Source organism: Bradyrhizobium sp. Ken01 (assembly GCF_055807355.1).
Genome location: NZ_JBVVPC010000032.1, coordinates 67,613 through 88,873, shown reverse-complemented (window position 1 = coordinate 88,873; position 21,261 = coordinate 67,613). Strand labels below are relative to the sequence as shown.

Genomic DNA, 21,261 nt, shown 5'->3' with positions numbered 1-21,261 from the left:
CATCTCCCGTTCAAACCGGCACGTTCCGTTCGAGATCTTCAAGCCAAGCCGCCGCGCTCGAATCCGACGGCGCGCGCCAGTCGCCACGCGGCGACAACGAGCCGCCGGCCGACACCTTGGGTCCGTTCGGCATCGCCGAGCGCTTGAACTGGCTGAAAGCGAAGAAGCGGCGCAAGAACACCTCCAGCCAGCGGCGTATCTCGGGAAGGTCATAGGCCTTGCGCCGATCGTTCGGGAACGCCGGCGGCCATTCGCCTCGCGCGACGTCCTTCCACGCCTGCAGCGCCATGAAGGCGATCTTGGACGGCCGCATGCCGAACCGCAGCGTGTAGAACAGGTTGAAATCCTGGAGCTCGTAGGGACCGACGGAAGCTTCCGTGCTCTGCGGCTTCTCGCCAGGCTCGGCCGGAACCAGCTCCGGCGAGATTTCGGCCGACAGGATCGATCCAAGCGTTTGGTTGACGTCGTCGCTGAACTGCTTGGAAGCAATCACCCAGCGGATCAGATGCTGGATCAGCGTCTTCGGCACCCCGGCGTTGACGTTATAGTGCGCCATCTGGTCGCCGACGCCGTAGGTGCACCAGCCCAGTGCGAGTTCGGAGAGATCGCCGGTGCCAATCACGATGCCGCCATGATGGTTGGCGAGCCGAAACAGGTAGTCGGTGCGCAGACCCGCCTGTACGTTCTCGAATGTGACATCGTAGACCTTCTCGCCCTTGCCGAAGGGATGGCCGATGTCCTTCAGCATCTGCGTCGCCGTGGTGCGAATGTCGAGCTCCTGCCAACTCGTCTGCAACGCCTTCATCAGCGCCAGCGCATTGGTCTTGCTCTCGCTGCCGGTGGCAAAGCCCGGCATGGTGTAGGCGAGAATGTTCTCGCGCGGCAGGCCAAGGAGGTCGACGGCCTTGGCGGCGACGATCAAAGCGTGGGTGGAATCGAGCCCGCCCGAGACGCCGATGACGACGCGCTTGGTGCCGGTCGCGCGCATGCGCTGGACGAGGCCCGCGACCTGAATGTTGTAGGCCTCATAGCAGTCCTGCTCGAGCAGGCTCTCGTCGCTCGGCACGAACGGAAAGCGCTCGATCTTGCGCAGGAAGCCGATATCGGCGGCCGGCGGCTTCAGGTCGAAGCTGACTTTCCGAAAGAAGCCCTCGCGCTGCCGGCGATTGTCGTCGAAGGTTCCCATCAGCGCGCGCTCCTGCCTGAGCAGGTCGAGATCGACATCAGCTAGCGTGATCTGGCCGCCCTGCCGGAACCGCTCGCCCTCGGCCAGCAGCACGCCGTTCTCGTAGATCGAGGTCTGGCCGTCCCAGGCCAAATCCGTGGTCGATTCCCCTGCCCCTGCGGCGGAATAGACGTAAGCCGCGAGGCAGCGGGCTGAAGTCGATTGACACAAGAGCGCGCGCGAGCGGGCGCGGCCGATCGTGATCGGGCTGCCCGAGAGATTGATCAGCACGCTCGCGCCCGCAAGCGCGAGCTCGGAGGCCGGCGTGACCGGGATCCACATGTCCTCGCAGATCTCGACGCCGATGGTCAGGCCCGGTACGTCCTCGGCCGCGAACAGGAGGTCGACGCCGAACGGGGCGTGCAGCCCGCCAAAGGCGACCATCTCTCCGACGATGCCGGCGCCGGAGGCGAAATGCCGTCCCTCGTAGAATTCGCGATAGGTCGGCAGGTAGCTCTTGGGCACGACGCCGAGGACTTTGCCGCGATGGATGACGACCGCACAATTGTAGATGCGATTGCCAAAGCGCAGCGGTGCGCCGACGATCAAAACGGTCATCAGGGCCGAGGATGCCTCGACGATGGCCACGAGCCCGCGCTCGACCGCGTCGAGCAGCGGATCCTGCTTCACGAGATCTTCGATCGCATAGCCGGACAGGCACAGTTCGGGAAACACGGCGACTGCCACCGATTGCGCGTGACAGTCCTTCGCTGCCGCCAGAACCGCAGCCGCGTTTGCCGTGGGATCAGCCACATGAGAGGTGGTGACGCAGGCCGCCACGCGCGCAAATCCGTGGGCATAGATCGAGTGGAAACTCATCGAGCACAGTCCCTTTGTCTCGTCGCGACCGGCCTCCGCCAGCTCTGGACTCCATTTAACCCATCGATATCGCCCCGTGCAGGCCATTCGACGGCATGCATAACGGATTTGCAGCTTCGCTGCCCGGCGCCGGGCCCTTTGGGGGCAGTCTCAGGCCGTGCGCACCAGCATGCCGGGCAGATCGTCGCGCAGCCACTCGGCGATCCGAGGCCAGGCATGGGCATGCGTCCGCGCGCCCATGAACAGGCCAAGATGGTTGCTGGGGTCGGAGGCCGCCGCAATGAAAGCCGGTGGCGTGCCGAGCAAACCGGCGGTGGCGAGCGCCTGCGCAGCCGGCACGACGTCGTCATCGAGCCCGGCCAGCAGGAAGACCGGCGCCTTGACGTCCTTCAGATCAATCACGCGGCCGAGTGCCGTGAATTGGCCGCGCGCGATCCGGTTCTCCCGGAAGATCCAGTTGACGATTTCGAGATAATAGGTGCCGGGCAGATTGAGAGGCTCGGCGTTCCAGCGCTCGAACCGTGCCAGCAGCGCCGCACCCTCTTCGCCGCAGAGGTCGCTCTGCAGCGCCGTCGCGATATCGTCGCGACTCGGCGATTTCGACCAGACCCGCAGCATCTCCTCGCCGCTGACATTGCCGCCACCGCGGGCGACGAGCTGGTCATAGACCATCTCCGGTGCGTTGCGGGCGAGCTGCGACAGCCTGGAGTCGATCGAGAGGTCGACGGGCGCGCCTGCCAGCACCAGCCGCCGCACCTTGGCGGGAAAGCGCGCCGCATAGAGCAGCGACAGCCAGCCACCCTGACACAGGCCGACGAGATCGACCGGCGCGCCGATCTCGTCGATGGCGACGTTGAGATCGCCGAGATAGCTGTCGATCGAGAGATAGCGCATGTCGGGTGCGGCCGAGCGCCAGTCGGTGAGATAGACCCGGTCGATGCCGCCATTCTGCAGGGACTGCACCACGCTGTGGCCGGGAGCGAAGTCGGCGATCAGGGCCCGGTGCAGCGCATAGGGCGCGCAGACCAGTGCCGGCTGGCCGGACCCCGTCCGCGTGCAATCGCGCAGGCGCATGGTCGCAAGCTCCAGCGCGACGGAGTTGGGCGTGGTCCACGGCAGGCTGCTGTCGAGCTGCTCCGGCGGACCGCGCTCGAGCCATCCGAAACAGGCGTCCATGGCCAGCCGAGCCGCAGCGAACGGCCACAGCAGCGGGTCATCCGGGACGGGGCCCGGTGCGCGCTGCTGTTTGCCGGTCTTGTCCGCCATGGCTATCTCGCGGTCCTCACAGGAAGGCCTCGAAGCTGACGAGCGAAATACCGCGCTCCCGAAAACTCTGATGGGTCGCGGCCACCGAGCCGTCGAGATCGATTCCGCGGCAAGCGTCCTCGATGACGGCGACCTCGAATCCCGCCTTGCGGGTATCCTCCGCCGAGAAGCGGACGCAGAAGTCGAACGCGAGGCCGGCGATGAAGACGGTGTTCAGCTCGCGTTCCCGCAAATATCCGAGCAGGCCGGTCGGCGTTTTCAGGTCGTTCTCGAACAGCGCCGAATAGGAATCGATGCCGCTCCGAAACCCCTTCCGCACCACCAGGCTTGCGCGGGTGACGTCGAGATCGCGGTGAAATTCAGCGCCCGCCGTGCCTTGGACGCAATGGCTCGGCCACAGCACCTGGACGCCGTAGTCAAGCACGATGGTCTCGAACGGCTGTTTGCCCGCATGGTTCGGGGCAAAGGAGACATGATCGCGGGGATGCCAGTCCTGGGTCAGCACCACATTGGCGAATTTTTGGGCGATCCGATTGATGGCGGGAACGACCTTCTCGCCGCCGGGCACCGCGAGCGCCCCACCCGTGCAAAAATCGTTCTGCACGTCGATGACCAGCAACACGTCCCGATCGGAAATCTTCATCGCAAGGTCCATTGCAGGCCATTCCGCGCGACGGGCGCCGAACGCACGCCTCCAGTGTCGATCTTCCCGCGGTGCTTCGCAACCACCCGCAGGTGCGGCCATCTGCGCAAATGCCCCCGTCGGTCCCCGGATGCAACAGTTTGGGCTGATGCGTGTTGACTAGATCCACCCGGGGACGGATTCTGAAAAGCCGTTCGCATCTTGCGATCGGATAGAGTGGAGGAAGCGGTTCCCGCAGCCAAAAGGGCTGCGGCAGCCATATGCACATGACAATCGGCAAGACAGGACAGATTCTTCTCGCCGATATCGGCGGCACCAATGCGCGCTTCGCGCTCAGCCAGGGCGACCAGACCGGACCGATCGACTACGTGAAAGTGGCAGACTTCCCAACCGTCCGGGAAGCCATTGCCGATGTTCTCGCGCGTCGCTCCGGCGGCAAACCGCCCCCAAGAGCCGTGCTGGCCGTCGCGGGCCCGGTGACCAACAACCGCTGCGTCATGACCAACAGCCCGTGGGTCATCGACGGCAACGAGCTTCAGTCGGCCCTCGGCTTCGACAGCGTCCATGTTCTCAACGATTTCGAGGTGGTGGCCTGGTCGCTGCCCGCGCTGCAGCCCGCTGACCTGATCCCGCTCGGCGGACAAGATGGCCTTCCCGGAGAGCCGTTGCTGGTGGTCGGACCCGGAACCGGCTTTGGCGTTTCCTGCCTGGTCGAGCGCCACGGCTCTCGGCTGGCCGTCGTCACCGAGGCGGGCCACGCGACCCTGCCGGCGGAGGACGAGCGCGAGGAACGCGTGATCGCGTCCATGCGCCGACGCCTCGGCCATGTCTCCATCGAGCGTGGCGCATTGTCCGGTTCGGGTCTGCAAAGCCTCTACGAGGCGCTGGCCGAAGTGGAAGGCGCGCAGGTGCCGCATCGCGATGCTGCCGCTATCACGAAGTCGGCCCTGGAAGGCAGTTGCGAGCTCAGCCGCAAGACGCTGGAGATGTTTTGCGCCATTCTCGGCTCGGTCGCGGGCAATCTCGCGGTCACCTTCGGCGCCCGCGGCGGCGTCTATATCGCCGGCGGAATCGTGCCGCGCTTTCCCGACTTCCTCGCAGCCTCCGCATTCCGGGCGCGCTTCGAAGCCAAGGGACGCTTCCAGGACTATCTCCGCGACATCCCGACCAGGCTGGTCACGAAACCCGATGCGAGTTTCGTCGGACTGACGATGTTCGCGGAGCACAACCAGCCTTAACGGCGCGCGCTTCCGGCCGCGGGTTCCAGCAATTCACAACTGATTAACGAGCACGCGCGCGCGACGCGGGATCGTGCTTGCGCGCACGTCCCGGATGAGAAACAATCCTGGCTTGTGTGTGGCGTAATTGCGGGGGCGTGACATGCGTAAGCAGGATCTGGGTTTCGACTATCACCGCTATCACCGCCTGCTGCTCGAGGCGGACGACGAGGGCAAGCGGCTGGCCCTGATCGAGCTCTTGATCGAGGAAAAGGCGCGTGACCGGCTCGCCGCCCAGCGCGCTTCGGACCGCGCGGCCATGACGGCCCACACCATCGCTACGGTGCTGAAGAACGGGCGCCACTGAACGAGTGAACGCGCTCCAGTGCCCGAAAACGCGGCATCAATTGCCATTTCGTTAACGATCCCTCGAAAGCTCGCGTCAAACTTTTTGCTCTAGGAGTTCCCTTACCTGATGCAATTCAGGGGCAACAAAGGGGGGAATGAACATGAGCATGATTTCGATCGGCGCAATGCCGGCCACCATCGAAACGCGTTTGGCCGATTCTTCGTTTTCTTCGTTCAAGACCATCTTGCTGTTTTGCTGCACGGGCCTGGTCGCCTCGTTCGGCCTGATGGCGCGCGGCATCGATCTCGGCGCCGGCCTGATGTGAAACCGCGACGCATTCCGTCGCGAAATGGCCGCCCTGACGGGCGGCCATTTTGTTTTTGGTCTCAGTGCGGCGTCTTCGCTAGCGCTTCCGGAAACATCGAATCGATCATCGCCTTGAGCTGATCGATCGAAATCGGCTTGCGCAGGATCGGGCGGCGCCGGAGCAAGGACGGCAGCAGCTCCGGACCGTAGCCCGTCGCGAACAGAAACGGCTTGCCGCGACGCTCGATCAGGTCCGCGACCGGATCGACGTAGACGCCCTTGAGATTGATGTCGAGGATCGCAAGATCGTACTGTGCGGTCATGGCGAAAGCACTGGCGTCCCGGACATTGTCCGCTTCCGCGGCGACGTGGTGGCCGAGTTCCCCCACCATGTCCGCCATCATCATCCGGATCAACGTCTCGTCTTCGACCAGGAAAACGGAGAGTCCGTCCGCCATATCAACCCCGCCATCAGCTTCCGCAGCTAATCATAACCGAATCGCGAAGAGGATTCACGAATTCGTGGCGGGCGCCGTTAATTCAGACGCGCCCGATCCGATTCAACTTGATCAATCCAATCCTCGTTCGTGGCTGAGCCGCACCATCTCCTGTACGAACACCTGCTTCTGCTTGTCATCGAGGCTCGAATAGAGAGGCTCGGCGGCATCGGCGACATTGCGCTGGTCGGCAGCGCGGTCGATCAGGAATTGGGCCTCGTTGCGCATCTGCTCGACGATGTCGTCGGGAGGATCCCGCTTGGCGCGCGCAACCCGCAGGTTGAGCCGCTCGGCACCGTTATGCCCGAGGTAGTGCATGGCGCTCGAGAAGCCGTACCAGTGCTTCTCCTGCTCGGGCGTGAGGTTCAGTTCGGTCTTGATCCGCTCGATATAGGAGTCGCTGTTGGTGACGATCTGGTCGGCGGTCAATTGCGGCGCGCCGGTCTGGGTCAGGACCGTGACATCCTTGTCCTGCGGCGCGTTCTTCGCCTCCTTGCTCGCCTTGGCGCCCTTGCCCGCCTTGGCGCTCTTGGCGTCCTTGTCCTTGCCGGCGCCCTGCTTGGCGTCCTTGGCCGCATCCTTGCTTGCGTCTTTGCTCGCATCTTTGGCTGCAGTCGCCTGATTGCCATTATTGCCAACGCCGAGCACGCCGGTGAAGACACCGACCACGCCGCCGATCGCGCCGCCAAGCACGCCGCCGACCGGACCTGCCGCCTTGTTCCCGGCCGCCGCTCCTTCCTGAACCCCTTTGACCAGGCCTTGAGCGTTCGCCGCGGCTGCGCCGAGCAGCAACACGAAAACGGATCCCAGCGCGAACCATCGTCGCAGGTTAGGCCGCGCGGGCGGCGCCGGGTTGATCATTCTGGTCTCCATCTCGATCTGATTGGCCTTATGGGGTGAGAGCCACCCGCCAGCTGCAACTCTATCGTTTTCACCGCTTCGAGGTCTAGGCGCCGACAAATGCTATCCACGCTCGAAAAGTGTTTGCCGCGAGGTGCTTATGCAGACTCCTTGGAAACTGCGGCGTAATTGCGCACATGTCGGTCCGGCGCGCCAGCGCCGAGTGTGCGTCGCAAAACAACCGGCCGTAGTTCATGGCCAGCGCATGATGTCGAGGGCGCTGCCGCGTTCCCGGACACAACGTTAGTTCTAGGCGCAAGCCGTTCGGTTTTCTCGACAGACGCAATCAATCATGATCTGATCGCGCTACCAATTTGCCGTCGAAGCCGACGGCATCAACAAGAAACGTCGAACAAGAAACTTTCAAAAAGAAAATCAAAAGTAGAACTCGGAAGAGTTCAGAGGAAACGCCAGAACAATAAAACACCCAAGCGAGGAAACGAGATGTCACGCAAGACACTGACGCGACGTCAATTTGTGGCTGCCACTGCAATGTCCTCCACGGCGCTGATCGCGGCGCCCTATGTCCGAGGCGCTTACGCCGCCGGCAAGCTCTCGATCGGCTTCTGGGACCACTGGGTGCCCGGCGCCAACGATGCCTCCACCGCGCTCGTCAAGGAATGGGGCGAGAAGGAGAAGGTCGAGGTCTCGATCGACTACATCACCAGCAACAACAAGAAGATCGAGCTGACGGCAGCGGCCGAGGCCCAGGCCAAGTCCGGTCACGACATTCTCCAGATGCCGAGCTGGTGGCCGCACGCCTATTCCGAGAATCTCGAACCGCTCAACGACGTCATGGAGCCGCTCATCAAGCAGAACGGCGAGGTGAACGACACCGTCAAATATCTCGGGCGGTCGGGCGGCAAATGGCTCGCAGTGCCCGCGACGCCGGGAAGCCAGATCAAGGGCCCCTGCTCCCGCATAGATCTGATGAAGAAGCACGCCGGCATCGACGTGCAGGAGATGTATCCAATCGGCGCTCCGCCGAAGGCGGACAACTGGACCATGGAGACGTTCCTGAAGGCGGCCGAGGCCTGCCACAAGGCCGGCTTCCCCTTCGGCATCGGTCTCGGCGAGACCACCGACAGCGTCGACACCGCCGGCGCGATCTTCCAGTCGTTCGGCGCCGAGCTCGTCAACGCCAAGGGCGATATCACCGTCAAGACCGACGCAGTGCGGCAGGCACTCGAATTCTACAAGAAGCTGATCGCCGTCCTGCCCACGGATGCACCGTCCTGGGACGATGCCTCCAACAACAAATGGCTGATCTCGGGCCGCGGGGCGATGATCCTGAATCCGCCGAGTGCCTGGGCGGTCGCCAAGCGCGACGCACCGCAAGTCGCCGAACAGTGCTGGACGCACGGCTTCCCGTCCGGTCCGAAGGGACGTTTTGCGCCCTTCCTGCCGTACTTCTGGGGCGTCTGGGCCTTTGGCAAGAACAAGGAAGCGGCCAAGAGCTTGCTCGTTCACCTGTCCTCGCCAGCGGCGATCGAGAAGTTCGTCGCGGCGAGCGGCGGGTACGATCTGCCGGCCTACGCGAACATGACAAAGTTCAAGACCTGGGCCGAGGAAGGGCCGCCGAAGGGCACGCTCTTCCACTATCCGGATCCCTACAAGCAGCAGACGATGTCGATCGCCGCGTCTCCGGCGCCGCCGAAGATCGCCCAGCAGATCTACTTCCAGGCGACGCTGACCAAGATGGCGCTGCGCTTTGCGCAAGGAGAGAAGTTGGAAACCGCGCTCGCCTGGGCCGAAGGCGAGTGCGAAGGCTTCATGCGGACCTGAGCCGGGTATGCGCCATGGCGGTTCACGCTTCGCGCGTGAGCCGCCGAGGCACTCCTCGCTCGATCCGCTTGCCGAATGAAGCCGACGGCTGCGCCGGCTTCGCCGTTCTAGATATCCCGCTACGTGTCCTGCAAAAGAGGCTATCGTCATGGCCGATGTCGTCGTTGAGCAAGGCCGTCTCGCTCGAGCTGCAAGCCCGCGCAAACGGGCGAGTCTGCGCAATGCAATGGGACGGAAATCGACCGTCGCGTTCTTTCTGACGCTGCCGCTGATCCTCCTGATCGCCCTGCTCGTGCTTTATCCCGCCTTCTATTCGGTCTACCTGGCGACGCTCAACAAGGCGATGACCAAGTTCGTCGGCCTCAGCAACTTCACCTTCCTGTTCAAGCGCGAAACGTTCTGGATGGTGGTGAGGCAGTCCTGCATTTTTGCGATTACCGCCGTGGTCTTCAAGGCGCTGATCGGCTTCATCGTCGCGCATTTCGTCCACAACATTCCCGGCAAGAAGCAACGTAAATGGCGCGGCATGCTGCTGGTGCCCTGGGTGATCCCACCGGCGATGAGCACGCTGGCATGGCTGTGGCTGTTCGACCCTTCCTACAGCGCCTTCAACTATACGCTATCGTTCTTCGGCATCGGTCCGATCCCGTGGCTCGGTGACACCTTCTGGGCGCGCTTCTCCGTCATTCTCGTCAACGTCTGGTACGGCGCGCCGTTCTTCCTGATCATGTACCTGGCCGCGCTGAAATCCGTACCCGACCAGCTCTACGAAGCCGCAGCGATCGACGGCGCCAATTGGTGGCAGAAGATCTGGCACATCACCTTGCCGATGATGCGCAACATCATCGCCATCACCACGTTGTTCTCGCTGATCGTCACTTTCGCCAATTTCGACATCGTGCGCATCCTCACCTCCGGCGGTCCGCTCGACCGGACGCATCTGTTCGCCACATGGGCGTTCCAGGTCGGCATCCAGAGCAGCGACATTCCGCTCGGCGCCTGCGTCTCGCTGTTCATGGTGCCGATCCTCGCCGTCGCAGCGGTCTTCATCCTGCGCGATGTCAACAAACGTGGGAACGAAGCCTGATGAGCACCCTCGCAATCGACAAGGCCGGACCGACACGCAAGGTCAAGCTTCGGAGTATGAGCCGCGACCGCACCTGGGCGCTGCGCTGGTCGTACTTTTTCCTGGTGCTGTTTGCGATCTTCTTCCTGATCCCGCCGATCTACATGCTGATCACCTCGCTCAAGAGCAGCGCGGAGATCTCGGCCGCCACCAATCCGTGGTGGGTCTTTCATCCGACCCTGTCGAACTATGTCGAGCTATTGACCTCGAACCAGTTCCTGCGATTCTTCTGGAATTCGTCGATGATCTCGATCGTGGTCGTGATCGTGACGATGCTGATCAGCATTCCGGCGGCGTTTGCACTGGCGCGGATGAAGTTCTGGGGCTCGGCGACGCTCGCGACCGGCGTCTTTCTCACCTATCTGATCCCGGACAGCCTCCTGTTCATTCCCTTGTTCAAGATGCTCGCGGTGGTCCAGGACGTCACCGGCATCACTCTTCTCAACCGCTGGTACGTGCTGGTGTTCATCTATCCGACGCTGACCGTGCCGTTCTGCACCTGGATCATGATCGGGTATTTCGCCTCGATCCCGAAGGAGCTGGACGAGGCGGCGCTCATCGACGGCGCCTCATGGCTCCAGACCCTGACGCGGATTTTCATCCCCGTCGCGCTGCCCGGCCTGATCGCAGCGACCATCTTCGCCTTCACCGTGTCCTGGGCGCAGTTCCTCTATCCCCTGGTGTTCACGACATCCATCGACCAGCTGGTGCTGCCGGTCGGTATCACCACCACGCTGATCAAGGGGGACGTCTTCAACTGGGGTCAGATCATGACGGGCGCGCTGCTTGGCGCTGCCCCGCCGCTGGTCATCTATGCCTTCTTGATGGACTATTACATTGCCGGCCTGACCGCCGGCGCGACAAAGGGTTGATGTCTTATGGCTGAGGTTGCGTTGCGGAAGGTGGTCAAGCGTTACGACGACGTCGAGGCGGTGCGCGGCATCGATCTCGACATCTCCGACCATGAGTTCATCGTGCTCGTCGGCCCCTCCGGCTGCGGCAAGTCGACGACGTTGCGGATGATCGCGGGACTCGAGGATATCACCGACGGCGACATCATGATCGGCGGGGACGTCGTCAACGACGTGCCGCCAAAGGACCGCGACATCGCGATGGTGTTTCAGAACTACGCGCTCTACCCGCACATGACGGTCGCGGAGAACATGTCGTTCGGGTTGCGCCTCAAGCACTATCCCAAGGCCGAGATCAAGGCGCGGGTGACCGAGGCCGCCCGCCTCCTGGACATCACCGACCTGATCGACCGCAAGCCGAAGCAGCTCTCCGGCGGCCAGCGCCAGCGCGTTGCCATGGGGCGGGCCATCGTGCGCAATCCGAAAGTCTTCCTGTTCGACGAGCCGCTGTCCAATCTCGACGCCAAGCTGCGCGTGCAGATGCGGATCGAGATCAAGAAGGTGCACCAGAAGGTGCGCACCACGACGGTCTACGTCACCCATGACCAGGTCGAGGCGATGACGCTGGCCGATCGCGTCGTGGTGATGAACAAGGGGCGGATCGAGCAGATCGGCACTCCGAACGAGCTCTACCACAAGCCGGCGACGCGCTTCGTCGCGGGCTTCATCGGCTCGCCGGCGATGAACTTCATTCCGTGCCGGCTCGAGGACGTCGGCGGCAAGCTCAACGTCCGCCTGACGGACCGCATCTCGTTCCCGTTGCCGCCGGCCCGAGCCGCCCATTACAGCGCGCTGCCCCGAGCTGAAAACCTGTTGCTCGGCATCCGTCCCGAGCATCTCACGGAATCGCACGCGCATCTCGAGCCGGGGGTCGAGACCTTCGACACCGTGCTTGACGTCACCGAGCCGATGGGAATGGAGACGCTGGTCTATTTCGGACTGGAAGGCACGCCCGTCTGCGGCCGTGTCGATCCCAATGCGGGCGCCAAGGACGGAGCACCCATGCGTTTGGCGATGGACCTCAACAATATGCACCTGCTAAACGAGGCGACCGGCGCCGTCTTGTGACGGCCGGCCAAGAAACTCGCGCAGGTAGGGACGATGTCGACCAATAAGAAGAAAATCTTTGTCACGCAAACTTTGTCGCAAGGGGCGCGCGCCCTCCTCACCCAGCGAGATGACATCGAGCTCATCGAGTTTCCGAACCTGATCTCCGCCAGGGATTTCGAGGCTTTGCTGAAGAGCCACGCGCCGGTCCATGGCGTGGCGCTCGGCGCCACCGCTTTCGGCGAGACCGAGCTCGAAGCCTCGAAGGACATGAAGGTGGTGACCCGGATCGGGGTCGGCTACGACGCCGTCGACATCCCGGCCCTCTCCCGCCGCAAGGTGCCGCTGATGGTCGCGGGCAGCGCGAACTCGCCCTCGGTCGCCGAGCAGGCGCTGTTCATGATGCTGACACTGGCAAAACGTGCGCAGGAGATGCATTCCTGCGTCAAGGACGGCAAATGGGCCGACCGCCTCGGCATGCTGCCGTTCGATCTCTACGGCAAGACCGTCCTCATCATCGGCTTCGGCCGCATCGGCACCCGCACCGCCAAGCGCTGCCTGGCGATGGACATGAATGTGCAGGTCTATGATCCCTACAAGGCAGCCGCAGAGATCAAGGCAGCAGGCTGCGAGCCGGTCGCCGATCTCGATGCCGCGCTGCCTCACGCCGATTTCGTCACCATCCACTGCCCGAAGACGCCGGAGACCGTCGGCCTGTTCGATGCTGACAGGATCGGCCGGATGAAGCCGAAATCCTATCTCATCAACACCGCGCGCGGCGGCATCGTGAAGGAAGCGGCGCTGTACGACGCACTGGTCTCGGGCAAGCTCGCCGGTGCCGGCATCGATGTGTTCGAGGTCGAGCCGCCGCCGGTCAGCAACGCGCTGTTCGCGCTGCCCAACGTCATCATGGCCCCGCATGTCGCAGGCGTCACGGTCGAGGCGGTGAGCCGGATGAGCGAGCAGACCGCGCGCAACATCCTGAGTGTGCTGGACGGCGATCCCATCCGGCAGAACATCATCAATCAGGATGTCCTGGGCTGAGCTGCTCTCCCAGGCGAGCGGTGCGCATTGGCGGGCGATCAACCCCCCGCCTTCGGAACGCCAGAATGAGTCCCATTTTGGTGCAGATCGAGCCCTCACTCAGCCTTAATCAAACCCGCGTAATAGGTCCGGCCGCGGCGGCAGTGGGACAGACTTGCCGGCCGCGTCGAGCTGGAGGATGGACCCTTGTCAGAGATCGACCCGACCGACCATGCGTTGGCGACCATCGCCAGCATCCTGGAGCACCCTGAACCCGTCCTCGTCGTGCGCGAGACCGAGACCGTGCGCGAGACCGAGACGGTCACCGTGACCGAAATGGTGGTTGCCGGTGAGCATGGGGTCGCGGACGAGCACGCGTTCGTCGACGAGCACCAGACGGTCGATGAGCATCCGGTGGTCGAGGAGCAGCCGCTGGTGCCGGAGCACACCGATGCCGAGGGCTACAGCAAGGTCGGCCCCGGGCCGATGGTAGCGATCCGCCTGAAATGGACGGTCCATCGCGGCGACGACGGCCAGTTCTACGTCCACGAGACGATCGGCGAGCAGTCGGTACCCGTGGTCAGCGGCCCGATGACCGGCGAAGCCGCGGTGCATTTCGTCGACGCGCATGAGGACGAGGCCCATCGTCGCTTCGAAGAGCTGCGCAGCGAAATCGCCGGCCGCAGCTCGCTCGCCGATTACGAGCGCAAGGGCGAAGCCTAGCGCTTTTTCACGCGAAGTGGATGCCGGTTCGGCTTATCGTCGTCCGAGATAATCCTTCTTCACGAGCTCGACGCCTGCGTGCCGCAACAGGTCGTAGGCCGTCGTGACGTGAAAGAAGAATTGCGGGACGCTGAAGGTCAGCAGCAGCGTCCGCCCGGTGAAGGGCAACTCGGTCCCGTTCTTCAGCTTGAAGAAGACATTCCGGTCCGCCGCGGCATTTATCTCCGCGCGCGGCAGGCTTTCGATGAACTCGATCGACGTCGCGATGCGGGCCTGAAGCCCGGCCATGTCGTGCTCCAGCACCGGCAGCGTCACCGGCTCGCGGTCGGCCAACAAGGCCGCGGCGACGGTGGCATGGCGGCAGGCTTCGCCGATCTGTTGCGCCAGATCGTACATGTCGGGCGCCATGCGCATGCCGAGCAGGACGGCCGGGTTGAACTTCCGGGCTTCGGCATAGGAAACGCCCTTGTCGAGCAGTGCGGACAGATTGCGCAGATACGGCACGAAGAGTCCGACCGAGGCGTCATACATCGAGATCGTCACTTCAAAATTCCCTTCACTTCCGCCTCGCCAGCGACGGGCATCTGGTTTAAATCCAAGCCTCAAGACAAGCATCGAGAGCTGCACAATGACAGCTTGGGCATGGGTGGAAAAGAGATGATCGTTCGAATGACCATTCGAATTTTGGCGACTTTGTCCGTGGTCCTGCTGGCAAACGTTTCGGCCCACGCACAGCAGGCGGCGCCGTCCCGCCTCGACGAGATCGTCAAGCGCGGCACATTGCGCGTCGGAATGACCGGCGACTACAAGCCCTTCACCTATCTCGACAAGACGACGCAGCAGTTCAACGGCTTCGATGTCGACATGGCGGAGGCACTCGGGAAGGCGCTCGGCGTCAAGGTCGAATTCGTGCCGACGGCCTGGCCGAAGCTGATGAAGGATTTCGAGGCCGATCAGTTCGACATCGCGATGGGCGGCGTCTCGGTCACGCTCGACCGGCAGAAGAAGGGCTTCTTCTCCACGCCGATCATGCGCGAGGGCAAGACGCCGATCGCGCGCTGTGCCGATGTCGGCAAATACCAGAGCATCACCGACATCGACAAGAAGGGCACCCGCGTGATCGTCAATCCCGGCGGCACGAACGAGCGCTTCGCGCGTGCCAACATCAAGGATGCCGACATCACCGTCTTCCCGGACAATACCGTGATCTTCGACGAGATCGCCAAGGGCAATGCCGATTTGATGATGACCGACGCCTCCGAGACGCGCTACCAGCAGAAGCAGCATCAAGGCGTGCTCTGCGCGGTGCATCCCGACAAGCCGTTCGATTTCTCCGAGAAGGCCTATTGGCTCCAGCGCGACATGGCGCTGAAGGCGTTCGTCGACCAATGGCTGCACATTTCCATGCAGGACGGCAGCTACAAGAAGATCTACGCCGCCTGGTTCGACTAGGACCGCGTCCTCCTGTCGCTTGCCCCGGTCAAACTTTGGACCCGCTCCGGTGTTATTGAACCCGCAACAGCCGGAGCACGACTCATACGGTGACAGTGATCTAGATCACTTTTTGCGATCGAACCGGGGCGTAAGCGTCGGTGCGGGGACCACCTGTTTCAGGAGATGCGAAATGAGGAAGCTGTTGGCCACGGCCGCATTCCTTTTGGCGAGCACCGCTGCGCAGGCGCAGTACACTTTCGACTATGGCGGGCGGACCATCCGCATCGATCCCGACCGCGGCACGGTGCAAATCCCCGGCGTGTACGACAACACCGGCCAGGGCAAGGCGAAGAAAACCAAGAACGATGCCAAGGGGGCTCCAAAATCGGACCCGCAGGCACCGCAACAAGCCAAGGCTGACCCGCAGGCGCCCGCCAATCCAGCGCCGGCCCCGGCACCAGTCACGGCGCCCCCGGCGGCCGAGCAGACCCCTGTCCAAGCCCCCGTCCAAGCTCCCGTAGCCGCAGCGCCTCCTGCCCCGCCGACGCCTCCGGCCACCACGGCCAACAATGCTCCGGCCGAAGAGGCGCTTGTGCCGCCGCCTCAGCCGGCCCCGAGTGCTGCCCCGACGGTGGCCGCCGTACCGCCCGCACCGCCGCCGCCGCCGCCCGCCCCGACCGTCGCAGCCGCGCCTCCGGCGCCATCTCCGCCTCCCGTCCCGGCGCCTGCGCCCGCCCCCGTTCAATCGGCTGCCGTCGCGCCGCCGGCTCCCGCAGCCGCGGCCACGCGCGACCTCAATTCACCGCTCGGCGTCTGGCTCACCGAGGAGAAGGAGGGCAAGGTCCGGATCGAGCAATGCGGCAGCAATCTCTGCGGCTACTCGGTCGATTCGAAATCGAACCAGAATGGCGAGCAGGTCCTGATCAACATGAAGCCCGGCAAGGACCAGAACAAGGACCAGAAATGGTCCGGCCGCATCCTCGATCCGAACTCCGGCTCGACCTATGATTCAACCATCGCGCTGAAGGGCACCGATCGCCTGCGCGTGCAGGGCTGCGCCTTTGGCGGCATGTTCTGCGGCGGCCAGACCTGGACGCGGGTGAACTGACTTCGGGGCGACACTCCGACCGAGACAAAGGGCCCGCAATGCGGGCCCTTTTGCTTTCGCCCGCCAAATCGATTGCGACGTGCGCGACATCACAGAGCCCGTCGCGCGCGTGACAGCCCTCACATCGCCAGTTCCGAGGCCGTGACACGATGCCCGCATGATCAACCCCAGGGGCGTGTCATGAACGGATTTCGCAAGGCTCTCTTCGCCACCATCATTGTCATCGCGTTGCCGGCCGCGCAGGCCAGAGCCAGCACTTTTGACGGCGCATGGAATGTCCGCATCTCGTCGTCCAGCGAGACCTGCGGTAACGGCTCGACCGTCGCGATCGGCATCAACAACGGTCAGATCGCCTCGAGCAGCGCCATGGTGACGGCGTCAGGCCGCGTCGCGGACGCCGGCAGCATCAACGTCACCTTGAGCACCGGCATCAAGCGCGCCGTCGGCTTCGGCCGGCTCAGCGGCACTTCGGGCTCCGGCACGTGGCGCGGCAGCATGTGCACGGGCACGTGGACGGCGGAGCGGATGTAGGGTGCTGTGTCCCGGACGAACAGCGACGCAAAGCGTCGCTGCGCAAAGCCGGGTCACGCAAACTAGCCGACCGCTGCGCCATATTCCGCGTCGGTCACGGGCTCCAGCCAGGTCGAGAACACGCCGTCGAGCGCTTCCTGCATGGCGATATGGGTCATGCCGTTGGTCGGCGACCCGCCGTGCCAGTGCAGCTCGCCCGGTGGAATCCAGACGGTGTCGCCGGGACGGATCTCCCTGATCGGCCCGCCCTTGGACTGCACCCGGCCAACCCCCGAAATCACATAGAGCGTCTGCCCGAGCGGATGGTGATGCCAGTTGGTACGCGCGCCCGGCTCGAACGAGACGCGTGAGCAGTTCAGCCGCGCTGGGGCGGGCGCCATGATCACGGGGTCCTGCCACACCGTGCCGGTGAAGTGTTCCCCGGGCGCACGGCGTGTCGGCCGCGTGCCTGCAACAGTGATCTCCATTGGATTTACCTCGCTTCTTTCCCGATTACTTCTTGCTTGCGGCGTAGCGCGCCTTGGTCTCGGCGTTCATGGGATAGAGGCCCGGGAGCACCGCGCCATTGTTCACCTCGTTGACGATCCAGGCTTCCATCCGCTCCTGCTCGACACCTTCGTTGAGCACGTGCTCGAGCATCGCTTGCGGGATCAGCACACAGCCGTCCTGGTCGGCGACCACGATGTCGTTCGGGAACACGGCAACGCCGCCGCAACCGATCGGCTCGCCCCAGCCGACGAAGGTCAGGCCGGCGACTGACGGCGGCGCGGCATAGCCGTCGCACCAGACCGGCAGGTTGGTGCCGAGCACGCCCTCGACGTCACGCACGACGCCGTCGGTAACGAGTGCGGTGACGCCGCGCTTCATCATGCGCGCGCACAGGATGTCACCGAAGATGCCGGCGTCGGTGATGCCCATGGCGTCAACCACGGCGATGCAGCCCTCCGGCATCGCCTCGATCGCGGTGCGGGTCGAGATCGGCGACGACCATGATTCCGGCGTCGCCAGATCCTCCCGCGCCGGCACGAAACGCAGCGTAAAGGCCGGTCCCACCAGGCGCGGAAGACCCGGGCGCAGCGGACGCGCGCCGCGCATCCAGATGTTGCGCAGGCCCTTCTTCAGCAGGACCGTGGTGATGGTGGCAGTGGTGATGCCGGCGAGGGTCTTGCGGGCTTCGGGGGACAGCGACATGGAAACAGACGAGCTCCGGATGGGCGGGAAAGAACGCGCGCATCTTGCGGGGTGCGGGCCTTGCGTCAAGGCCCAAGAGGATACCAATCATGCAGGGCCGCAGCGCAGTTATGCGTCGCGATAACAAGGCTTTATCGCCTCCCCCTGCATTAATTTATTGGACTTGCGGGCGCATTTACGCGAAGCAGGAACAAGCGACGCTCAAGGCCGAGCCCGCGTATCTCCAGAAGCCCGATTTCGACAGCCCATGTCCGCGACGCTTCCCCCGCCCCGCCTGCTGCCCAGTGGCGACAGCGCCGTCACGGTCGAGTTCAGCCGTACCATCGACGACGACGCCAACCAGCGCGTGCTGGCGCTCGACAAGGCGCTCGCAGCAAGCCCAATCGATGGCATCACGGAGTCCGTGCCCACCTATCGCTCGCTGCTGGTGCATTACGATCCCGGCAAGATCGGCTTCGATGCTCTTGGCCAAAAGCTGCTCGCGCTCGCCAGCCAGCCGCTGCCACCGGCCATTAAGGCGCGCCGCTGGCGCATTCCCGTTGCCTATGGCGGCGAGCACGGCATCGACCTCGAGGACGTCGCGAAGGCGCTGAACACCACACCCGACGACATCGTCGCGCGCCACGTCGCCGGCGACTACAAGGTGGCCATGATCGGCTTCACGCCGGGCTGGTCCTATCTCAGCGGCCTCGACAAATCCCTGCAGATGTCGCGGCGGCAGAATCCGCGGCTGCTGACGCCTGCCGGCACGATCTCGATCGGCGGCATCCAGGCCGGAATCCAGTGCCTGGCAGCGCCGAGCGGCTGGCACCTGCTCGGCCGCACGCCGGTGCGGACTTATCAGCTTCACCGCAATCCGACCTTCCTCACCGAACCCGGCGATCGCGTGACGTTTTTCGCCATCGACCACAAGACGTTCGAGGAGCAGGACCGCGCCGCCGAGGCCGGCGAGATCATTGCCGAGCAGGTGGTCGCATGAGCCGGCTCGTGATCGCCAGCATCGGGCCCGCAAGCTCGGTCCAGGACGGCGGACGCCATGGCGCCCAACGCTATGGCCTGACGGTCAGCGGAGCGATGGACCGCCTGTCGCTCGCGGCAGCGAACACGCTTGTCGGCAACGAACCGTTCGCAGCCGTTGTCGAGGTCGGCCCGTTCGGCGCCTCGTTCACCGCGCGCGACGGTGCCGTGCGCGTCGCGATTTCAGGCGCGCCGCGCAATGCGGACGTCGCCGGCAGTCCAGTCGCCATGGACACATCGGTGACGCTGAAAGACGGTGAGACGCTGGCGCTGGGCTTTGCCCGCGGCGGTGCGTTCACTTATCTGGCGATCGAAGGCGGGATCAAGGGCGAGCCGGTGTTCGGCAGTCTCGCGGTCAATGCCCGTGCCGGTCTCGGCAGCCCCTACCCGCGCCCGCTGCAGGCCGGCGACGAATTCACCGTCGATGCCGCAAGCGGTGCACCGGAACTGCGCATCGAATTGCCGAAGCCATCGAGCGGCCCGATCCGCGTCCTGCTGGGACCGCAGGACGACGAGTTCGACGACGCCAACAAGTCGCTATTCCTCGACAGCGAGTGGAAGATCTCGGCGACGTCAGATCGCATGGGCTACCGGCTGGAAGGTCCCGCGATCAAGCATCTGCACGGCCACAACATCGTCTCCGACGGCACGGTCAACGGCAGCATCCAGGTGCCCGGCAACGGGGCGCCGATCGCGCTGATGATGGATCGCGGCACCTCCGGCGGCTACCCGAAGATCGCGACCGTGATCACGGCCGATGTCGGCCGTCTCGCGCAGACCTCGGCGGGAACGGCGTTCCGTTTCAAGGCGGTCAGCATGGCCGAGGCGCAGGACGAGGCGAGGAAATTTGCGCAACTGATCCGCAACCTGCCCGATCGCCTGCGCTCCGCCGACACCGTCGCGCTCAACATCGAAGCGCTCAGCGATGCCAACGTCGCGGGCTATGCTGTCAGTGCCGTCGACGCCGGGACCTGGCAGGTTGCGGCCGAGCCGTAAACGACAAGACGACCAGAGATGGAGAGCAGCCCATGAAGACGATCGATCTCAATTGCGATCTCGGCGAAGGTTTTGGCGCGTGGGAGATGGGCAACGATGCCGCCATGATCGAACTGGCGAGTTCGGTCAACGTCGCCTGCGGCTTCCATGCCGGCGACCCCGATATCATGCGCCGGACGGTCGAGCTGGCGAAAGCGCGCGGCGTCTCGGTCGGCGCGCATCCTGGCTATCGCGACCTGCACGGCTTCGGCCGCCACCCGATTGCGGGCCTGAAACCCTCCGAGATCGAGAACCTCGTCGCCTACCAGATCGGCGCGCTGCAGGCGATCGCGACCGCAGCGGGCCACAAGGTGACGCATGTGAAGGCGCATGGCGCGCTCTCCAACGTCGCCTGCGAGGACGACATGACGGCGAAGGCGATCGCCGCCGGCATCAAGGCGGTCGACCCGAGCCTGATTTTCGTCGTGCTCGCCAATTCGAAACTGGTGAAAGCCGGCGAAGCCGCCAATCTGCCCATGGTGCACGAGGTGTTCGCCGACCGTGCCTACGAGGACGACGGTAATCTCGTCTCGCGCAAGAACCCCGGTGCGGTGCTGCATGACGCCAAGGCCATCGCCGACCGCGTGGTGCGCATGGTGCAGGACGGCGCGGTGGTCTCGGTCACGGGCAAGGTCATCAAGATGCGAACCGACACGGTCTGCATCCATGGCGATACGCCGGGCGCCGTCGACATCGCGCGCGGCCTGCGGCAGGCGTTAAAGGATGCAGGGATCGAGGTCGCGCCGTTCAAGCGCGGGGCGTGATCAGAACGGGTGCACCGACAGCGTGCCGAACACGATGGCGGCGATGACGGCGAAGGCGCTGTACATCGCGGCATGATGCACGCTCGCCCCGGTCCGCCGCGAGAGCGAACGCGCGTAGAAGTGCAGCCTGGCTTCCGCCGATAGTTCGCGCATGGTCGATCTCCAACGCCCCATCCGCGGGATTATGAGGGATCAACCGGGGTGGCGGGCAAGAGACCCGCGGAAATAGCGATGCCGGTTCTCTGAAGACCCCGCATTGAAGGAGCAAATTCTCTTCGCTCACCAGTTCCGAGAATCTTATTCGTTCAAATCCGAGCCAGTTGGAACCGGCTCGGATGACGATA

At 64.1% G+C, this 21,261-nt stretch carries 24 protein-coding genes; 15 read left to right on the top strand and 9 right to left on the bottom strand.

The features are described from left to right. Positions 1-10: 10 nt before the first annotated feature. The 3 genes from AC0L3S_RS27025 to pncA form a co-directional block, all read right to left on the bottom strand. On the bottom strand, positions 11-2,044 hold the full coding sequence (locus tag AC0L3S_RS27025) for an NAD(+) synthase (RefSeq protein WP_473282412.1): 2,034 nt from the start codon (positions 2,042-2,044) through the stop codon (positions 11-13). A gap of 150 nt (positions 2,045-2,194) precedes the next feature. Further along, positions 2,195-3,310: an alpha/beta fold hydrolase gene (locus tag AC0L3S_RS27020; RefSeq protein WP_473282410.1), complete on the bottom strand. Its 1,116-nt coding sequence runs from the start codon at positions 3,308-3,310 to the stop codon at positions 2,195-2,197. A 16-nt stretch (positions 3,311-3,326) separates the two neighbouring features. Beyond that, the gene (gene pncA / locus AC0L3S_RS27015; RefSeq protein ID WP_473282408.1) at positions 3,327-3,965 is read right to left on the bottom strand and encodes a bifunctional nicotinamidase/pyrazinamidase; all 639 of its coding nucleotides are present in this window, start codon (positions 3,963-3,965) and stop codon (positions 3,327-3,329) included. Positions 3,966-4,219: 254 nt separating this feature from the next. Here pncA and glk point away from each other — a divergent pair, with 254 nt between their 5' ends. The 3 genes from glk (at position 4,220) to AC0L3S_RS27000 (ending at position 5,844) form a co-directional block, all read left to right on the top strand. Further along, the gene (gene glk, locus AC0L3S_RS27010; RefSeq protein ID WP_473282433.1) at positions 4,220-5,191 is read left to right on the top strand and encodes a glucokinase; all 972 of its coding nucleotides are present in this window, start codon (positions 4,220-4,222) and stop codon (positions 5,189-5,191) included. A gap of 142 nt (positions 5,192-5,333) precedes the next feature. Next, entirely contained in the window at positions 5,334-5,537 is a 204-nt protein-coding gene (locus tag AC0L3S_RS27005; RefSeq protein WP_018457896.1) for a hypothetical protein, read from the top strand. A 142-nt stretch (positions 5,538-5,679) separates the two neighbouring features. Further along, positions 5,680-5,844: a hypothetical protein gene (locus tag AC0L3S_RS27000; RefSeq protein WP_473264678.1), complete on the top strand. Its 165-nt coding sequence runs from the start codon at positions 5,680-5,682 to the stop codon at positions 5,842-5,844. 61 nt (positions 5,845-5,905) lie between these two features. Here AC0L3S_RS27000 and AC0L3S_RS26995 read toward each other — a convergent pair whose 3' ends face one another. Together AC0L3S_RS26995 and AC0L3S_RS26990 are read right to left on the bottom strand one after the other, a co-directional pair. Continuing rightward, positions 5,906-6,283 (bottom strand): response regulator, encoded by a 378-nt coding sequence (locus AC0L3S_RS26995; RefSeq protein ID WP_473282406.1) that lies wholly within the window; start codon positions 6,281-6,283, stop codon positions 5,906-5,908. A 111-nt stretch (positions 6,284-6,394) separates the two neighbouring features. Further along, a complete protein-coding gene (locus tag AC0L3S_RS26990; protein ID WP_473282404.1) occupies positions 6,395-7,183 on the bottom strand; it encodes a Spy/CpxP family protein refolding chaperone in 789 nt (262 codons plus the stop codon). A gap of 483 nt (positions 7,184-7,666) precedes the next feature. On the opposite strand from AC0L3S_RS26990, the gene AC0L3S_RS26985 reads away from it, so the two are divergent. From AC0L3S_RS26985 to AC0L3S_RS26960, 6 genes are all read left to right on the top strand, one after another. Next, entirely contained in the window at positions 7,667-9,007 is a 1,341-nt protein-coding gene (locus AC0L3S_RS26985; protein WP_473264675.1) for an ABC transporter substrate-binding protein, read from the top strand. A gap of 148 nt (positions 9,008-9,155) precedes the next feature. Then, on the top strand, positions 9,156-10,094 hold the full coding sequence (locus tag AC0L3S_RS26980) for a carbohydrate ABC transporter permease (RefSeq protein ID WP_354047776.1): 939 nt from the start codon (positions 9,156-9,158) through the stop codon (positions 10,092-10,094). Further along, positions 10,094-11,005, top strand: coding sequence for a carbohydrate ABC transporter permease (locus AC0L3S_RS26975; RefSeq protein ID WP_018457902.1), 912 nt, complete (start codon positions 10,094-10,096; stop codon positions 11,003-11,005). Before AC0L3S_RS26980 ends, AC0L3S_RS26975 begins: the two co-directional genes overlap by 1 nt. A gap of 6 nt (positions 11,006-11,011) precedes the next feature. After that, entirely contained in the window at positions 11,012-12,112 is a 1,101-nt protein-coding gene (locus AC0L3S_RS26970; protein WP_473282402.1) for an ABC transporter ATP-binding protein, read from the top strand. A gap of 33 nt (positions 12,113-12,145) precedes the next feature. After that, on the top strand, positions 12,146-13,135 hold the full coding sequence (locus tag AC0L3S_RS26965) for a hydroxyacid dehydrogenase (protein ID WP_473282400.1): 990 nt from the start codon (positions 12,146-12,148) through the stop codon (positions 13,133-13,135). Positions 13,136-13,321: 186 nt separating this feature from the next. Next, entirely contained in the window at positions 13,322-13,837 is a 516-nt protein-coding gene (locus AC0L3S_RS26960; protein ID WP_473282398.1) for a hypothetical protein, read from the top strand. Between the two features lie 33 nt (positions 13,838-13,870). Here AC0L3S_RS26960 and AC0L3S_RS26955 read toward each other — a convergent pair whose 3' ends face one another. After that, on the bottom strand, positions 13,871-14,368 hold the full coding sequence (locus tag AC0L3S_RS26955) for a DUF1993 domain-containing protein (RefSeq protein ID WP_473264712.1): 498 nt from the start codon (positions 14,366-14,368) through the stop codon (positions 13,871-13,873). A 138-nt stretch (positions 14,369-14,506) separates the two neighbouring features. Here AC0L3S_RS26955 and AC0L3S_RS26950 point away from each other — a divergent pair, with 138 nt between their 5' ends. From AC0L3S_RS26950 to AC0L3S_RS26940, 3 genes are all read left to right on the top strand, one after another. Further along, the gene (locus tag AC0L3S_RS26950; RefSeq protein ID WP_473282396.1) at positions 14,507-15,289 is read left to right on the top strand and encodes a transporter substrate-binding domain-containing protein; all 783 of its coding nucleotides are present in this window, start codon (positions 14,507-14,509) and stop codon (positions 15,287-15,289) included. A 172-nt stretch (positions 15,290-15,461) separates the two neighbouring features. Then, entirely contained in the window at positions 15,462-16,379 is a 918-nt protein-coding gene (locus AC0L3S_RS26945; RefSeq protein ID WP_473282394.1) for a DUF2147 domain-containing protein, read from the top strand. Positions 16,380-16,559: 180 nt separating this feature from the next. Continuing rightward, entirely contained in the window at positions 16,560-16,910 is a 351-nt protein-coding gene (locus tag AC0L3S_RS26940) for a hypothetical protein (RefSeq protein WP_473282392.1), read from the top strand. A 62-nt stretch (positions 16,911-16,972) separates the two neighbouring features. On the opposite strand, the gene AC0L3S_RS26935 is transcribed toward AC0L3S_RS26940, so the two are convergent. Together AC0L3S_RS26935 and AC0L3S_RS26930 are read right to left on the bottom strand one after the other, a co-directional pair. Beyond that, entirely contained in the window at positions 16,973-17,377 is a 405-nt protein-coding gene (locus AC0L3S_RS26935; RefSeq protein WP_473264670.1) for a (R)-mandelonitrile lyase, read from the bottom strand. Positions 17,378-17,402: 25 nt separating this feature from the next. Then, the gene (locus AC0L3S_RS26930; RefSeq protein WP_007590912.1) at positions 17,403-18,101 is read right to left on the bottom strand and encodes a ribonuclease activity regulator RraA; all 699 of its coding nucleotides are present in this window, start codon (positions 18,099-18,101) and stop codon (positions 17,403-17,405) included. Between the two features lie 247 nt (positions 18,102-18,348). Here AC0L3S_RS26930 and pxpB point away from each other — a divergent pair, with 247 nt between their 5' ends. The 3 genes from pxpB to AC0L3S_RS26915 are packed head-to-tail and all read left to right on the top strand — an operon-like array spanning position 18,349 to position 20,917. Then, positions 18,349-19,080 carry a 5-oxoprolinase subunit PxpB gene (pxpB, locus tag AC0L3S_RS26925; protein ID WP_473282389.1) on the top strand — a complete coding sequence of 244 codons (732 nt, stop codon included), beginning with the start codon at positions 18,349-18,351 and terminating at the stop codon, positions 19,078-19,080. Continuing rightward, positions 19,077-20,114: a 5-oxoprolinase subunit C family protein gene (locus AC0L3S_RS26920; protein WP_473282387.1), complete on the top strand. Its 1,038-nt coding sequence runs from the start codon at positions 19,077-19,079 to the stop codon at positions 20,112-20,114. The genes pxpB and AC0L3S_RS26920 overlap by 4 nt, the downstream gene beginning before the upstream one ends. Before the next feature lie 32 nt (positions 20,115-20,146). Beyond that, a complete protein-coding gene (locus AC0L3S_RS26915) occupies positions 20,147-20,917 on the top strand; it encodes a LamB/YcsF family protein (RefSeq protein WP_473282384.1) in 771 nt (256 codons plus the stop codon). Here AC0L3S_RS26915 and AC0L3S_RS26910 read toward each other — a convergent pair whose 3' ends face one another. Then, entirely contained in the window at positions 20,918-21,070 is a 153-nt protein-coding gene (locus AC0L3S_RS26910; RefSeq protein ID WP_007590908.1) for a hypothetical protein, read from the bottom strand. It lies immediately after the preceding gene. Between the last annotated feature and the right edge of the window lie 191 nt (positions 21,071-21,261).

Coding starts and splice junctions, on each gene's coding strand:
- AC0L3S_RS27025 (WP_473282412.1), bottom strand. CDS start 2,044: ATGAGTTTCCACTCGATCTATGCCCACGGATTTGCGCGCGTGGCGGCC.
- AC0L3S_RS27020 (WP_473282410.1), bottom strand. CDS start 3,310: ATGGCGGACAAGACCGGCAAACAGCAGCGCGCACCGGGCCCCGTCCCG.
- pncA (WP_473282408.1), bottom strand. CDS start 3,965: ATGGACCTTGCGATGAAGATTTCCGATCGGGACGTGTTGCTGGTCATC.
- glk (WP_473282433.1), top strand. CDS start 4,220: ATGACAATCGGCAAGACAGGACAGATTCTTCTCGCCGATATCGGCGGC.
- AC0L3S_RS27005 (WP_018457896.1), top strand. CDS start 5,334: ATGCGTAAGCAGGATCTGGGTTTCGACTATCACCGCTATCACCGCCTG.
- AC0L3S_RS27000 (WP_473264678.1), top strand. CDS start 5,680: ATGAGCATGATTTCGATCGGCGCAATGCCGGCCACCATCGAAACGCGT.
- AC0L3S_RS26995 (WP_473282406.1), bottom strand. CDS start 6,283: ATGGCGGACGGACTCTCCGTTTTCCTGGTCGAAGACGAGACGTTGATC.
- AC0L3S_RS26990 (WP_473282404.1), bottom strand. CDS start 7,183: ATGATCAACCCGGCGCCGCCCGCGCGGCCTAACCTGCGACGATGGTTC.
- AC0L3S_RS26985 (WP_473264675.1), top strand. CDS start 7,667: ATGTCACGCAAGACACTGACGCGACGTCAATTTGTGGCTGCCACTGCA.
- AC0L3S_RS26980 (WP_354047776.1), top strand. CDS start 9,156: ATGGCCGATGTCGTCGTTGAGCAAGGCCGTCTCGCTCGAGCTGCAAGC.
- AC0L3S_RS26975 (WP_018457902.1), top strand. CDS start 10,094: ATGAGCACCCTCGCAATCGACAAGGCCGGACCGACACGCAAGGTCAAG.
- AC0L3S_RS26970 (WP_473282402.1), top strand. CDS start 11,012: ATGGCTGAGGTTGCGTTGCGGAAGGTGGTCAAGCGTTACGACGACGTC.
- AC0L3S_RS26965 (WP_473282400.1), top strand. CDS start 12,146: ATGTCGACCAATAAGAAGAAAATCTTTGTCACGCAAACTTTGTCGCAA.
- AC0L3S_RS26955 (WP_473264712.1), bottom strand. CDS start 14,368: ATGTATGACGCCTCGGTCGGACTCTTCGTGCCGTATCTGCGCAATCTG.
- AC0L3S_RS26950 (WP_473282396.1), top strand. CDS start 14,507: ATGACCATTCGAATTTTGGCGACTTTGTCCGTGGTCCTGCTGGCAAAC.
- AC0L3S_RS26945 (WP_473282394.1), top strand. CDS start 15,462: ATGAGGAAGCTGTTGGCCACGGCCGCATTCCTTTTGGCGAGCACCGCT.
- AC0L3S_RS26940 (WP_473282392.1), top strand. CDS start 16,560: ATGAACGGATTTCGCAAGGCTCTCTTCGCCACCATCATTGTCATCGCG.
- AC0L3S_RS26935 (WP_473264670.1), bottom strand. CDS start 17,377: ATGGAGATCACTGTTGCAGGCACGCGGCCGACACGCCGTGCGCCCGGG.
- AC0L3S_RS26930 (WP_007590912.1), bottom strand. CDS start 18,101: ATGTCGCTGTCCCCCGAAGCCCGCAAGACCCTCGCCGGCATCACCACT.
- pxpB (WP_473282389.1), top strand. CDS start 18,349: ATGTCCGCGACGCTTCCCCCGCCCCGCCTGCTGCCCAGTGGCGACAGC.
- AC0L3S_RS26920 (WP_473282387.1), top strand. CDS start 19,077: ATGAGCCGGCTCGTGATCGCCAGCATCGGGCCCGCAAGCTCGGTCCAG.
- AC0L3S_RS26915 (WP_473282384.1), top strand. CDS start 20,147: ATGAAGACGATCGATCTCAATTGCGATCTCGGCGAAGGTTTTGGCGCG.
- AC0L3S_RS26910 (WP_007590908.1), bottom strand. CDS start 21,070: ATGCGCGAACTATCGGCGGAAGCCAGGCTGCACTTCTACGCGCGTTCG.